At 52.9% G+C, this 13,007-nt stretch carries 10 protein-coding genes; 7 read left to right on the top strand and 3 right to left on the bottom strand.

Annotation, left to right across the window (positions count from 1 at the left end):
• Positions 1-19 precede the first annotated feature (19 nt).
• From L9P87_RS12305 to L9P87_RS12290, 4 genes are all read left to right on the top strand, one after another.
• Positions 20-1,651 (top strand): phytoene desaturase family protein, encoded by a 1,632-nt coding sequence (locus L9P87_RS12305; RefSeq protein WP_237445051.1) that lies wholly within the window; start codon positions 20-22, stop codon positions 1,649-1,651.
• The gene (locus L9P87_RS12300; RefSeq protein WP_237445050.1) at positions 1,644-3,200 is read left to right on the top strand and encodes a phytoene desaturase family protein; all 1,557 of its coding nucleotides are present in this window, start codon (positions 1,644-1,646) and stop codon (positions 3,198-3,200) included. The genes L9P87_RS12305 and L9P87_RS12300 overlap by 8 nt, the downstream gene beginning before the upstream one ends.
• Positions 3,193-4,404 (top strand): aminomethyl transferase family protein, encoded by a 1,212-nt coding sequence (locus tag L9P87_RS12295; protein ID WP_237445049.1) that lies wholly within the window; start codon positions 3,193-3,195, stop codon positions 4,402-4,404. The genes L9P87_RS12300 and L9P87_RS12295 overlap by 8 nt, the downstream gene beginning before the upstream one ends.
• A gap of 112 nt (positions 4,405-4,516) precedes the next feature.
• Entirely contained in the window at positions 4,517-5,431 is a 915-nt protein-coding gene (locus L9P87_RS12290; protein ID WP_237445048.1) for an AEC family transporter, read from the top strand.
• 200 nt (positions 5,432-5,631) lie between these two features.
• Here the strand turns inward: L9P87_RS12290 and L9P87_RS12285 are convergent, their stop codons facing one another.
• Positions 5,632-6,105, bottom strand: coding sequence for an NfeD family protein (locus tag L9P87_RS12285; protein ID WP_237445047.1), 474 nt, complete (start codon positions 6,103-6,105; stop codon positions 5,632-5,634).
• The gene (locus tag L9P87_RS12280) at positions 6,106-7,032 is read right to left on the bottom strand and encodes an SPFH domain-containing protein (RefSeq protein ID WP_237445471.1); all 927 of its coding nucleotides are present in this window, start codon (positions 7,030-7,032) and stop codon (positions 6,106-6,108) included.
• Positions 7,033-7,232: 200 nt separating this feature from the next.
• Here L9P87_RS12280 and L9P87_RS12275 point away from each other — a divergent pair, with 200 nt between their 5' ends.
• The 3 genes from L9P87_RS12275 to L9P87_RS12265 all read left to right on the top strand — a co-directional run bounded on the left by L9P87_RS12275 (position 7,233) and on the right by L9P87_RS12265 (position 12,097).
• Positions 7,233-8,507 carry an efflux RND transporter periplasmic adaptor subunit gene (locus tag L9P87_RS12275; protein ID WP_237445046.1) on the top strand — a complete coding sequence of 425 codons (1,275 nt, stop codon included), beginning with the start codon at positions 7,233-7,235 and terminating at the stop codon, positions 8,505-8,507.
• 3 nt (positions 8,508-8,510) lie between these two features.
• On the top strand, positions 8,511-11,639 hold the full coding sequence (locus tag L9P87_RS12270; RefSeq protein WP_237445045.1) for an efflux RND transporter permease subunit: 3,129 nt from the start codon (positions 8,511-8,513) through the stop codon (positions 11,637-11,639).
• Between the two features lie 170 nt (positions 11,640-11,809).
• On the top strand, positions 11,810-12,097 hold the full coding sequence (locus L9P87_RS12265; protein WP_237445044.1) for a hypothetical protein: 288 nt from the start codon (positions 11,810-11,812) through the stop codon (positions 12,095-12,097).
• Positions 12,098-12,477: 380 nt separating this feature from the next.
• Here the strand turns inward: L9P87_RS12265 and L9P87_RS12260 are convergent, their stop codons facing one another.
• A complete protein-coding gene (locus tag L9P87_RS12260) occupies positions 12,478-12,936 on the bottom strand; it encodes a DUF6491 family protein (RefSeq protein WP_237445043.1) in 459 nt (152 codons plus the stop codon).
• Between the last annotated feature and the right edge of the window lie 71 nt (positions 12,937-13,007).

The raw sequence follows: 13,007 nt of genomic DNA, 5'->3' as shown, positions 1-13,007 counted from the left end.
TGACTACAGGAAGACGTTGATGACCACGCAGTATGACGCCATTGTGATTGGCGCAGGCCATAACGGTTTAACCAATGCCGCTTATCTCGCCAAGGCCGGGCTGAGGGTACTGGTGCTAGAGAAAAACGACTACATCGGCGGCGCCGCTGTCAGCCGTGAACTCGAACCCGGTTTTTTGTATTCCAACTGCTCCTATGTGTGCAGCCTGTTGCGTCAATCGATTCACCGCGATCTCAACCTGTCCAAACACGGTTTGATGATTGTGCCCTATGGCGGCCAAACCGCCCTCGGCATCCACGGCCAATACCTCGGCGAATATAAGACCGAGGCACTGGCCTATCGTGAGATTAAACGCCACAGCGTCCGCGACGCCGATGCCTACCACCGCTATGAGGCCGACTTACTGCGCTACGCCAAGCTGGTGCGTTTTTTCCTGCTGCGCACACCGGCCGACCCCACCTCGTTCAAACCCCGCGATATCAAAGAGCTCATCGTCATGGGCCAGCAGTTTTTGGCCATGGGCGAGGAGCAAATTTATGAGTTCATGCGTTTTCTAACCATGAGCGCGGCGGATTTTCTCAATGAATATTTCGAGTGTGACTTGCTGAAGGCGCAGCTGGCCACCTCGAGTATTATCGGCACCGCCCTCGGTGTTTACTCACCCGGCACAGCCTATGTGTTATTGCACCATGTGATGGGCGATGTCGACGGGGCTGTCGGCTCTTGGGGCCTGGCCCGTGGCGGCATGGGGGCAATTTCAAACGCCATCGCCGGGGCGCTGAAGGAATACGGCGGGGTGATTCAAACCGCCGCCGAGGTGAAACAAATCATCGTCAAGGGCAGCAAGACCACCGGCGTTGAACTGGCCGATGGCAGCGTCATCGAGGCGGATATTGTGGTCTCGAACCTCGACCCCAAACGCACCTTTACCAAGATTATGGACCGACAAGACATCCCCGCCGACCTGGTCAAGAAGGCAGAAAATTTTAAAATTCGCGGTTCGTCGGCCAAGCTCAACATCGCCCTTAAAGGCATGCCCGACTGGCCCAACCTGCCCGACTGCGACTTGCTGACCAAGGGCGCCTTCTCGTTTATCGACTCGCTCGAATGCCTGGAGCGGGCCTACGATGACTGGAAAAACAATCGCTGGAGTGAACGGCCGTTTATCGAAATGACCCAGTCTTCCTGTTGGGACCCTACGCTGGCCGCGCCGGGACACTATTTTGTCTCCTGCTTTATTCAGTACTGTCCGGCCGAGGTCGAGGGCGGCTGGGACGACGCCAAACGCGAGGCCTTTGCCGAGACAGTCATCAAGCGTATCGAAGAGCACTCCCCCAACTTCCGCAGCCTGATTACCCATATGGAAGTCAGAACACCGTTTGAAATAGAAAACGAGGTCGGTCTCAGCGAGGGCAATATTTTTCAGGGAGAGCTCACCCTCGACCAACTGCTGTTCAACCGTCCCTTTCCTGGCTACGCCCAATACCGCGGCCCGGTCAAAGGCATGTATATGTGCGGCAGCGGCACCCACCCCGGCGGCGGTGTCTCCTCCGCCTGTGGCGCCAACTCGGCGCGAGAAATCTTACTAGACTTAGGGCGCGGCAAGCTTAACGGCGCACTGGTAGTACCCGAGGACACCGACGATGAATAACTACGACGTCATTATTATCGGCGCCGGACACAACGGCCTGGCCTGCTCCATTGAATTGGCCAAAACCGGTAAGAAGGTGCTGGTATTAGAGGCCAACAAACACTTTGGCGGCATGGCCGCCTGTGAGGAATTTCACCCCGGCTTTAAGCGCTCGTTAGTCAATCAACTGTCGCAGCTCAACCAGGCCACCATCGACCGCCTCAACCTCGAGCAACATGGCTACCGCTCAGCGGCAACCGTCGGCACCTCGATTATTGGCGACGAGGGCGGTGATGAGTTTCGACGTATCGACATCAGCCGCCAGGGTATTAACGGCGCCCAGAGCAACGAAAATGACGACTACCGAGCGCTGCGTCGTCTCCTACAAAGATTTGCCAAACTCATGGCCACCACCTGGTCGCAAAAACCACCGCGCATCGGCAGCGGCCAATGGGCAGACAACAAGGCCCTCGGCTTATTTGGCCTCAAGCTGCGGCTGCTGGGCAAGGCTGATATGCGGGAATTTACCCGCATGATTGCCCTGCCAGCACAGGATTTAATGGACGAGTATTTTACCGACCCACTGCTCAAGGCCGGCTTAAGCTGGGACATGGTAATCGGCAATAAACTGGCGCCGCGTTCCCCCAACAACGCCGTACTCAACCTGCTGCACCGCATGGCCGGAGACGACCATCACCTGCCCGCCGAAAACATTCGCATTGCCGCAAACGGCGCCCGCGATTTAACCGATGCCCTGGTCGCCAGTGCCAAGGCCTATGGCGTGACATTGCAGGGCGCCAGCCGGGTGAAGCAGGTGACGGTTGCCGAGCATGCCGTCACCGGCGTCACCCTGCTCGACGGCCAACAGTTCCACGCCAACAACGTGATTGCCAATGCTGACAGCAAGATGGCAGTGATGAACTTGGTCGGCGCCAAACACTTCGATATTCATTTCAGTCATCGTATCAATCGCATTCGCAACCAGGGCATGGTGGCCAAGCTAACACTGGCCGTTAGCCAACTACCGACTTTTCGCGGTTTTCCAGATCTGACCAACAGACTGATCATCTGTCCCAGCATGTCGTATTTAGAGCAATCATTTGATCGGGCAAAGTACGGCGAGTTTGGCGATAAATTTGGCCTCGAAATTTTCACCCCCTCGCTACACGATGCCGCTATGGCGCCAGCGGGCAAACATCTGCTGTCGATTAATGTGCAGTATCTGCCCTATCTAGACGATGAGCAAAACGATGACCAACGTCCGGCCATGTTAGAAAAAATTCTTGCCGTACTCGAGCACTATTCCCCCGGTATTAAAGAGACTATCGAGGCGGCCGAGCTGCTGACACCCCGCGATATCGCCATCGAATACAACAACCTTGGCGGCCACTGGCACCACAGTGAACTGTCTATCGATCAGTGGTGGATGAACCGCCCCACCTACGGCGCCAGCCAATATAAGACGCCGCTGCCCGGCTTCTTTTTATGTGGCGCAGGCAATCACCCCGGCGGCGGCATCATGGGCGCCGCCGGTATCAATGCTGCCAAAGAGGTGCTGGCCAATGACTGAACAAATTGATTTACCGCTACAGGGCACGCCCTTTTTTCAACGTCAACAGGCCCTGTGCCTGGTCAACGAATGGAGCGAGTGGAATGGTTATCGGGTGCCAAGCTACTACTACGATGACCACTTAGAATATGCCGCCAGCCGCAATGCCGCCGCCGTGTTCGACGGTTCGCCAATGAGCAAGTATCAAATCATCGGTGCCGATGCTGAGGCAATGCTCAACCGCATGGTCACCCGCGATGTTTGCAAACAGGGCGTTAACCGCGTCGCCTACAATGTGTTTTGCGATGACAACGGCCGAGTGATTGAAGATGGCACCCTGTTTCGCCTGGCCGAGGACCGCTTTCAATTTTATTGTCAGGCCCCGCTGATGGACTGGCTGCAACTGGCCAGCGTCGGTTTTGACGACCTTGCCATCAGCGACATCAGCGACACACAGGCCCTGTTAGCACTGCAGGGACCGACCAGCTGCGCCATTTTGCAGGCCATGGGGCTCGAAGGTATCGATCAACTCAAGCCCTTCGATATCCGCGAGTGGCCCTATCAAGACGGTACACTACGGGTATCGCGCACCGGATTTACCGGCGATTTAGGTTATGAGTTATTTATTGCACCGGAGTTCGCCTTGGCTCTGTGGGATCATCTTTTTAGTGTCGGAAAGCTCTATGGCATTCAGCCGATGGGCGAGCAATCACTCGATACCGCCCGCATCGAGGCCGGTTTTATTTTACCCGATATCGATTTTCACAGCGCCAGTCACACGGTGCGCAAGGGCTATGATCAATCACCCTATGAGCTTGGCCTGGGCTGGATGGTCAACCTTAAAAAACCGCACTTCAGCGGTAAGCAGGCACTACTCGCCGAGCATACAAACGGCTCTGCCAGAAAATTATTAAAACTCGATATTGCCGGCAATAAACCCGCCGTTGATAGTATTTTATATCGCGATAAAAAGTGCAGTAAAGAGATTGGCTATATTACCTCGACCGCCTGGTCTTCGATTCTGAAAACTAATATGGGTTATGGCTTTATCGAAGCACAGTACAGCGACGGCCCTATCTACGCCGAGATTTACTACCAGCACGAGCTGCGCTGGCACCGTCGCGTGGCCCTGTGTACCGTCAAAGACAAACCGTTTTGGGGACCGGCAAGAGCGCGACAAACCCCACCGCCGAGCTATCTCGACCCGGCACTAACCAGCCTATAGCAACAGGCTACGCCTATCTATCCAGGGGCAACAAACCATGTAATACTTGGCGGCAGGCCGCCGCCACAGCGCTGCGGGTATTACACGTGTTTTGCAAAACGAAATAAACATTATGATGAACTTTATTACCGCGCTTATCCCCATTATGGCGCTTATCATAATGGGCTTTATGCTAAGGCGTAGCAAATTCTTACCGGAACAAACCTGGCCTGGCATGGAAAAGCTGACCTATTTTGTACTTTTCCCCGCGCTGCTGATTAAAACACTGGGGGAGCAATCCCTCGATGGCGCGCCGTGGCCGGCCATGTTAATCGTTATTGTCGGCACAATAATGACCTCGGCAGTGCTGTTGATTGTTTTACGTAAAAAACTATCAAGCAGTAATGCCACCTTCACTTCTATCTTTCAAGGTGGTGTGCGCTTTAACACTTACATCGCCTTTGCCATTGCTCAAAGTTTATACGGAGCAGCAGGCTTGGCCATGAGCTCTGTGGCTGCCGGCTTTATGATTGTGTTAGTTAATTTATGGTGTATCTCTGCCTTTGTCATCTGGGGGAACGCCTCATTTGAAGGCCTGCGGCAGGTGATCAAAGAGATTGCCGGCAATCCACTGATCATCGCCTGCGCCATTGGCTGGTGTTTAAGCCTAAGCGGTATTGGCCTGCCCTTTGTCGTTGGCGACATTCTAGAAATAATTGGCCGCGCAGCATTGCCCTTCGGGCTCTTAGCCGTGGGCGCCGCACTCAAGCTAGAGGGTATTAAAGGCCACGTCGGCCCCATTGTTTTAGCGTCACTGATGCAGTTCGGGCTAAAACCGTTGCTTGCCGCCGCCTTTATCGCTTTTTCGGGACTTACCGGCGTCGCTGCCGCGGTGTTAATCATCGCATTTATGACACCTACGGCACCCTCTGCCTATATTCTTGCTCGCCAATTAGGCGGCGACACTGAAACAATGGCCTCTATTATTACCGTGCAAACCCTGTTGGCATTTCTTATGATGCCAGTGCTCGGCGCGCTGCTGCTTTAACCGTTTATAATCGATCAATACGTTATACTGAGGGCAACACGATTTAAGCCACTATGCACAGGGCAGGGAAACCATGATGTTTAACACCGCTGAACAACAAGGCCAGAATAATTACCGCCTGCTGAATGGCGGCCTCACCTATTCGCTATGAATGCACGCTCAGAGGCGTCATCTCGATCGCTGATTTAGCCGCCAGCAGCTTATTCGCCATCGGTATCACCGCGGCGATCGATGGGCTTGACTAATAACTCACTGCCCTCGGCACCATAGACCTCGACCAGGCTACCCTCAGCCAGCTCGCCATCAGCCTTGATCTTCCAAAAGGTATCGCCAATTTGCTGCCTGCCCATGCCGCCAACAAGGCTCTGCTGCAGAGCAAATCGACGACCGACAAACTGCGAGGTCTTGTGATTTAATTCAGGTTGATCACTGCGGTTGTTAAAGCCTTTAAAAGAACGCCAATAGACGTAGGTTGCAGCGACTGAGATCAAGGCAAAGGCAACCAACTGCGGCTGCCAATCCATGCCCGGTGACAACCAGGTCACTAACGCTAAGGCTAAGCTCGCGATGGCCATGCCAATTAAGAAACCACCGGCACCGAAGACTTCCAGTGCCAGTAGTATCATCGCAAGAATCAACCAGTGGCTGTAAGTGATATGCAGTGCCGTTTCCATTTAAGACTCCTTACCAGACTTAACCTCGTTAAATAACTCGCTGATACCGGCGACGGAACCAATCACATTGCTGGCCTCCAGCGGCATCATAATCACCTTGCTGTTATCCGCAGAGGCAATACTGGTCAGTGCCTCGACATATTTTTGCGCGACAAAGTAATTAATGGCGCGGTTATCACCCTGCTGTATCGCCTGCGATACCATATGGGTCGCCTTTGCCTCAGCTTCGGCTAAACGTTCACGGGCCTCGGCCTCACGCTTGGCCGCCTCGAGTTCACCCTCGGCCTTGAGAATAGCACCCTGTTTCAGGCCCTCGGCTTCAAGGATTTCTGCCGCTCGCTTACCTTCCGCCTCCAGGATAGAGGCACGCTTGTCGCGCTCGGCCTTCATCTGGTTGGCCATCGACTCAACCAAATCACGCGGTGGCGTGATGTCGCGAATCTCGATACGCGTGACCTTCACACCCCAGGGGTCAGTGACCTCATCCACCTTTTGCAGCAGCAGGGTATTAATCTTATCGCGGTTGGATAGCATGTCATCCAGCTCTAACGAACCGAGCACGGCGCGAATATTAGTCATCATCAGATTTTGCATCGCGCGGGTTAAATCACTCACCTCGTACGAGGCCTTAACCGGGTCGAGAATTTGATAGAAACTGACCGCATCGGTGGTCACCATGGCGTTATCCGCCGAGATAACCTCCTGCGGCACCACATCGAGCACCTGCTCCATGATGTTGACTTTTTGGCCGATGGTATCGATAAACGGAATGATGATATGCAGGCCCGGCGGCAGGGTTTTGGTGTATTTACCAAAGCGTTCCACCGTCCAATTGTGCCCCTGAGGCACCATTTTGGCACCGGCAATAACGGTAACGACGGCAAATATCGCCAGAATAATCACTAACATCGAGCCGGCCTCTAACATCACGTTAAGTTCTCCAATCTAAATTCAGTAAGTTCAATAGCTTAAGGCTATTGTTTGGGGGTTATTAAACCATCATGACACCGCTGATACAGAATGACTACCACTATCCGTGCCGGCCCCACTCTATCGGCTGGCACAGTGTCTTTTAACCACTCACTCATTAAGGTTAGCCGCCAATGATATACGTCGCTTTATTAACAATGTTCAACATTGTAGTCGCATCAATTGAGGCATTATTCTATTATCTTCCCCCCTACGGTAAACAGGCGGTTTATTGTAGTCGCAGCGATAACAGTGGTTACCTAATGAATAATAAATACACAGCACTTTTCCTCTCTTTGTCTCTTTGGCTACTCGGTGGCTGTGACAGCCACGAACCAGCCGTCGAAAACCCAGCGCAACAGCTATTGACAGTAGAGACAGTCATACTCCAGCCGCAGTCTTGGCAGGCCAATTTCGACAGCTATGGCTATTTGGAGTCGACCGAGGAGGTTACCATCAGTGTCGATTTCTCCGGCACCGCACGGGAGGTTAACTTCAAAGAGGGGCAGGCGATCAAAGCAGGACAGGTGCTAATCCGCCTCGACGATAGAAAACAACAGTTTCGTTATAACAAGGCATTGGCCAATGTCGAGAGTGCGCAATCTCAGGTCGAACAGGCCAGCGCCACTTTTAGGCGCCACCGTGATTTGGTCGCCACCGGCGCCCTGTCTCAAGAGCAATTTAAAGACTCTGAAACCCATTTTGAGCGCTCCACCGCCGCCCTACAAGAATCGCGAGCCGCTCTGGCGCTGTCCCAACAGGAACTGCGTGACACAGTGATTATCAGCCCCGTCGACGGCTTGGTCGCCGACCGTAACGTCGAGCCCGGGCAGACTGTATTACCCGGCGACCAACTGGCTGTTGCCCACGTTACCGACACACTGAGAATGGTGACCTTTATCACCCAGCGTGAGGTCAACCTATTGCATATCGGTGAGCAGGCAGTAATGACCACTCCCGGCGTTGCCGGCCGCGAGTACCAAGCCCGTATCGAGAGTATCGGCAGCTCGGCCGACCCAGCCACTGGCAATTTCACCGTCAAACTGACGGTCAATAACAGCGACCACAAACTGAAGTCAGGCATGTCAGCCAAGGTAAGACTGACAGGCCTTCGCCGTGAAAATATGATCCTGGTGCCCAACGAGGCACTGGTTGATCGCAACCGCCGCCGGGTGGTTTATCGAGTTGAGAACGGCACGGCGATTGAAGTAGAACCGGTGCTGGCCATTCCCGGTCAGGTAACCACACCGGTGCTGGCCGGCATCAACCCCGGTGATCAGATTATTGTCTCGCCACTGGAGCTAATCCGTCACGGCAAGTCCATCGATGCACCGATACCGGCAGAGAAAAATACTGGCGAAATAACAGTAGAATCCTTCCCCGATGAAGCCGCTGACAGCACAGAGCAATCTAACACGTCAACAGAGGGTTAAACGATGAAACAACTCATCGGCTTTTTTGCCCGCCGGCCACTGCTGGTCAATTTAATCTTGGCGCTAATCTTTATGGTTGGCTATATCACCTTATCGAATCAAGAATACAGCTCTTACCCGTCCATGGATCTGGGTAAATTTACCGTCTCTACCTCCCGCCCCGGCGCCAGTGCCGAGGATATTGAGCTTTCGGTCACCGTGCCTCTGGAGGAGGAAATACTGGAGATCAGCGGTTTAGAAAAACTGATTTCGAGTTCGATGGAGGGCTCTTCCAGCCTATTAGTCGAGGCCAACCCCGATAACAACCGCAGTCAAAATGCCGTCTTCGAACAGGATTTACAAAAAGCCGTCGACCGCGCCGCCGCCCGATTACCCGACGACCTGCCCTACAAGCCGCTGGTCACCCGTCATGACCCCGATCGTATTCCCATTATGGAGCTGTTGCTACACGGCGATGTGTCCGAGGAAGTCTTGCGTCAATCCAGCCGTAAGATCGTCAACCAACTGCGCTTAGTACCCGGTGTCTCGGCCATCAACAAGGAAGGTTTCCGCCGCAAAGAAGTCAAAATATTACTCGACCCACAGCGCCTGCATCAGCTAGGCGTCAGCTATGACGAAGTAATCAGTGCGATTACCGCCCGCAACGTACGCGATTCAGGCGGCTCTATCAGTTCATTTCAGAGCGAACGCGATATTATTACCGTCGGTGAGTTTAAAGACCCCAAGGAATTAGCCGAGGTCATTATCAGGGTCGGTGAACCCGGTAACTATTTACGGGTTCGTGACATTGCCGATGTGGTCATTGACTACGAGGACTGGAGTATTCAATCCTACTCCAATGGCCGCCCCGGCATCAGCATGCAAGTGATTAAGGGGGCTGACGCCGATGAGTTAGAAGCCGCCAACAACCTACGTGCCTTTGTTGAGCGTGTTCAGCCCACACTCCCCCTGGGCGTCACTCTGGAAGCTTTTAACGACAATACCCGCTTTACTCGCAACATGATGAACATGTTAGTCGACAATGCCCTCGCCGGTATCGTGTTAGTGTTTGCCGTGCTGCTGGCCTTCTTCCCCTTCCGCTTTACTATCTGGGTGGTCGTCGGCATCCCTACTGCGATTTTAATGGCTTTTATTTTCATGCCAATGCTCGGTATGAGTATTAATCAAACCAGTATCGGCGCCCTCATTTTAATGCTGGGTATTCTGGTTGACGATGCCATAGTTATCGCCGAGAGTATTTTCCAGCGCAGCGAACAGGGCGATTCGCCTATCGATGCCGCCATCAACGGTACCCATGAGATCGCCGCACCGGTATTGACCAGCTCAGCAACAACACTGCTGGCGTTTGCACCACTGTTATTTTTATCCGGTACCGAGGGCAAGTTTATGTGGGTGGTGCCGGCAATGGTAATGATGGTGTTAGTTGCCTCATTGATCGAGTGCAAGCTCATGCTACCCGCCCATATGGCTCATGCGTTGAGCAAGAACGCCGAAGATGGCAAGGGACAAGAACGTACCTGGTTTAAGCCCATAGAAGTGTTCTACCAGAAATGGTTGCGGGTGTTTATTTATAACCGCTATCGCGCCCTCGCTATTATGACCGTCGGCAGTATTGTAATCGGTTATATCAGCGCCAATAATTTGCGCATGAACCTCTATCCCAGTGGTGATATCGACAATATCATCATCAAGGCCGAGATGCCGGTCGGCACGCCTTTCGAGCAGACACAGCTGGCCATGCAGGGACTCGACCAACGGGTTCGGGCGATGATTGAGCAGCACGACCTGCTGAATATTAAATATACTATTGGCCATCATGACGGCAGAGCGCAGGATGTGACCAGCGGCCAACAGCCATCCTGGGGTTTGATGAATATATTTTTAGTTCCCCTTGGTGAACGCCAACTCGATGCCAACGAATTAATGCAAACACTGCGTAGCGAACTCAGTGATAGCGCTCCCTTTATCAAACTGGTTGTCGAGGCCTCATTGAATACACCACCCACCGGTCGGGCCGTAGAAGTCGATATTGTTGGCAACCACGAGCAACGCTACTTTGTCGCCGAGGCGATCAGTGAATACTTACATCAACAACCCGGAGCCGCGGAAGTTTGGAGTAGCTACAGCCCAGGCAAGGACTTGATCGAGTTAGTACTCAACCACGAGGCGATGGCCGACTACGGCTTAACCGTCCAACAGGTCAGCCGCGCCGTGCGTATTGCCTTTAATGGCCTGCTGATTGACGAGTTGCAAACCGTCGATGAGCGGATCAAATTTAGGCTGCAGTTTAAACAACCCGAGCAGGGCAAGGCCGAGACGCTCTATGGCCTCAGCATTATCAACAATCAGGGCCAACCGATTATGCTGCGCAACGTCGCAGAACTCGTCAGCCGTCCCGGCGAATCCTCGATTCGACACGACTTTGGTGACCGAACGATTACCGTCTATGCCGATGTGCATAAGGACAAAATCTCAGTGGCCGAGATCAATAAAAACGTCGCCGAGTTCATCACCCGCACCGAGCTCCGTCAGCGCTATCCTGAATTAGAAATTCGCCAGGGCGGTGAATCAGTCAGGCAGCAGGCGGCGATGGGCGATGTCGGTAATGCCGCCACCCTGGCCTTTGCCGGCATTCTGTTTTTGTTGGTGTTACTGTTCAATTCGATTAGCCAGCCACTGTTGGTAATGAGCGTCATACCCCTCGGCATCGTCGGTGTATTGCTGGCCTTTGCGGTGCAGGGTTTTGAGATGAGCCTGTCTGCCATGGTCGGTATGACGGGGCTTGCTGGCATTCTGGTCAACGACTCGCTGATTATGATCGACAAGCTCAACAAGCAACGTGTCGACGGCGCCTTCCTCAGTCAGATGCAAATCATCGACGCCGCCAGCTCTCGCCTGCGACCAATTTACATCACCACACTGACCACCGTCGCTGGATTATTCCCCACCGCCTATGGCCTGTTGGGCGACAACCCCTTTCTGCGCCCGATGGTGGCGGCGATGTTTTGGGGGGTGTTGTTTGGCAGCCTGATTACGCTGTTTTATCTGCCCTGCCTATACGCGGTGGAGCAGGATGCCAGGGTCGGCCTAAGACGGCTGAAGACTCGGCTGAGACAACGCCTGGCTATTTAAACCTGACCGTGACGCCACCCAACTCTGGTGCGCGTCACCTGATACACTGCGGTTTTCGCTATAACCATACGAAAATTTCCGAATACCCAATACTGCAATAATCGATCACTATATTGCCAACTCACTCATCCGCAGCTGACGTCCTCGCTGCAACGATCTGGCACGCTGTTATGATGAACGAACAAGACATTGACACCACGGTAAACCCCAAGCCAATTTCACGGTTTAGCCGAATGATGAATAGCATTCACCGACAGTCGCTGGCCACTCTGATTATATTTTTCGTCCTCGCCCTCGGCTTTGCCATGCAATTCAACAGCGAGCAGGTAATCGCCGAGCAAAACGTCACCCAATACGCACTCCTATCAGCCCTCGACTTCATGTCGACTGAGTTTATTATTTTCTACTCCCTGTTAGTCATTACCGCCATCGTACTATTCAAAAAACTGGGCCGCTAACCCCCCAACCTCAGGGGTGAGCGACGCATTTATGCACAAATTTTAAGCTCTCTATGCCGCTGTGACTAGTTTTTATCCACCGCGCCACCGAAAAAACATAAGCGATTGATTAATAAAGACTTTATAAATTTGATTGGAAATCAATCAATTTGTCACCACCCCAGTCATCATGCCACTTTCAGCCTTGTGCCAACAAACTACCCAACAACTTATCCACAGAATTTGTGGACACTAATACAACCCTGTGACAATCGCTGAATTAATAGCCAGTTTGTGAATTTTTCGCACAAAAAACCCGCCGAGGCGGGTTGATCTGTAGCACGGTAACATCTGTATTTATGCACACGGCTCGGCTAAAGCCGTCTCGTCGAATGACAAGATTATTCTGCCCTGTCGGCGACAGTTTGCGCTTTTTCACGGCGGCTGTTGATCTCAGCGATGATTTCTTTTTCCTGGTCGCGGCTGTCGAGCTTGTAGATGGTACTAATTACCACCGGCACCGAACTGCCACCCTGTATCACCGACACAGTGTCAAAATTCACCTGCACACTACCGGCCGTTGAGCTAATAGCAATGGCATTTTTAAATTTTAAATCATTATTGGGGTAGGCCAACACGAACAAATACGACTTACTCGGTGAGGTACGGACAATCAGCGAACGGTTATCAATCGTCACCCAGCCATCGAGGCGGTAATTCTGTACACGTTTAACACTTTCTAACTGATCAAACTGATAAACCGAGTCTGGAATTTGCGGGGCGCTGGAACAACCGGCAACAACGACGGAAAGCAGTGCCGCCAATAATAAGTAACCACGGCGGTAATAATGGCTGATCATGGGTTTCTCCTATGGTAGCGAACGCTTAGAGCATACCATGTTGATAGATAGGGCCTATCGGTAAAACTACC

The organism is Sinobacterium norvegicum, assembly GCF_923077115.1.
GTDB lineage: Bacteria > Pseudomonadota > Gammaproteobacteria > Pseudomonadales > Sinobacteriaceae > Sinobacterium > Sinobacterium norvegicum.
Note: the sequence above shows the minus strand (reverse complement) of the source record. Positions and strands in the feature narration are given on the sequence as shown.

Excerpts from the sequence above, each read along its gene's own strand:
- L9P87_RS12290 (WP_237445048.1), top strand. The coding sequence starts at position 4,517 with ATGATGAACTTTATTACCGCGCTTATCCCCATTATGGCGCTTATCATA.
- L9P87_RS12305 (WP_237445051.1), top strand. The coding sequence starts at position 20 with ATGACCACGCAGTATGACGCCATTGTGATTGGCGCAGGCCATAACGGT.
- L9P87_RS12275 (WP_237445046.1), top strand. The coding sequence starts at position 7,233 with ATGTTCAACATTGTAGTCGCATCAATTGAGGCATTATTCTATTATCTT.
- L9P87_RS12260 (WP_237445043.1), bottom strand. The coding sequence starts at position 12,936 with ATGATCAGCCATTATTACCGCCGTGGTTACTTATTATTGGCGGCACTG.
- L9P87_RS12280 (WP_237445471.1), bottom strand. The coding sequence starts at position 7,032 with ATGTTAGAGGCCGGCTCGATGTTAGTGATTATTCTGGCGATATTTGCC.
- L9P87_RS12265 (WP_237445044.1), top strand. The coding sequence starts at position 11,810 with ATGATGAACGAACAAGACATTGACACCACGGTAAACCCCAAGCCAATT.
- L9P87_RS12285 (WP_237445047.1), bottom strand. The coding sequence starts at position 6,105 with ATGGAAACGGCACTGCATATCACTTACAGCCACTGGTTGATTCTTGCG.
- L9P87_RS12295 (WP_237445049.1), top strand. The coding sequence starts at position 3,193 with ATGACTGAACAAATTGATTTACCGCTACAGGGCACGCCCTTTTTTCAA.
- L9P87_RS12300 (WP_237445050.1), top strand. The coding sequence starts at position 1,644 with ATGAATAACTACGACGTCATTATTATCGGCGCCGGACACAACGGCCTG.
- L9P87_RS12270 (WP_237445045.1), top strand. The coding sequence starts at position 8,511 with ATGAAACAACTCATCGGCTTTTTTGCCCGCCGGCCACTGCTGGTCAAT.